Origin of the sequence: Pseudomonas sp. EA_5y_Pfl2_R50 (assembly GCF_963970475.1) — a bacterium.
Lineage (GTDB): Bacteria > Pseudomonadota > Gammaproteobacteria > Pseudomonadales > Pseudomonadaceae > Aquipseudomonas.
Genome location: NZ_CAXAPT010000099.1, coordinates 1 through 543 on the forward strand (window position 1 = coordinate 1; position 543 = coordinate 543).

The window sequence follows — 543 nt, forward strand, 5'->3', positions numbered from 1 at the left end:
GCGCGCGAAAGCCGGTACAGTCGAGGAACAGGTCGCCCTCGACCACCGCGCCGGATTCGAGGTGGAGCCCCGCAACGTCTCCGCTCTCGCCATCGAGCGCGACGTGCGCGATGCGGCCTTCGATCCGGCGCGTGCCGTCGGCTTCCGCCATCCGCCGCAAGAATTGCGCGTAGAGCGACGAATCGAGCTGATAGGCATAATTCATCCGCTCGTCGGGAAGATGCGCGAACTTGCCCTCCAGCGCCGCGACGAGCTCGAGGCAATAGGCGTCATACGCCGCGTCGTGACCGCGCTCGCGACCGTTCAGCCAGAAATGCTGGAAGCCCGCCGACCAATGGTCCTGCCCGGTAATCCCGAACGAGTGGAAATAGCGATCGCTGCCGTCCTTCCAGCCATCGAACAGGATGCCGAGCTTGAAGGTCGCCTGTGTCGCGCGCATGAAATCGGCTTCGCCGATGCCGAGCAGCCGGTTGTAGGTGACCAGCGGCGGGATCGTCGATTCCCCCACTCCGATCGTCCCGATCGCGTCGGATTCCACCAGCG

1 protein-coding gene is annotated in these 543 nt (G+C 65.0%); it reads right to left on the bottom strand.

Annotated features, from left to right (window positions below; all coding sequences use genetic code 11):
• Window positions 1-543: tryptophan 7-halogenase (locus AACY19_RS26895; RefSeq protein WP_339454527.1), on the bottom strand; the 543-nt coding region annotated here is incomplete at both ends.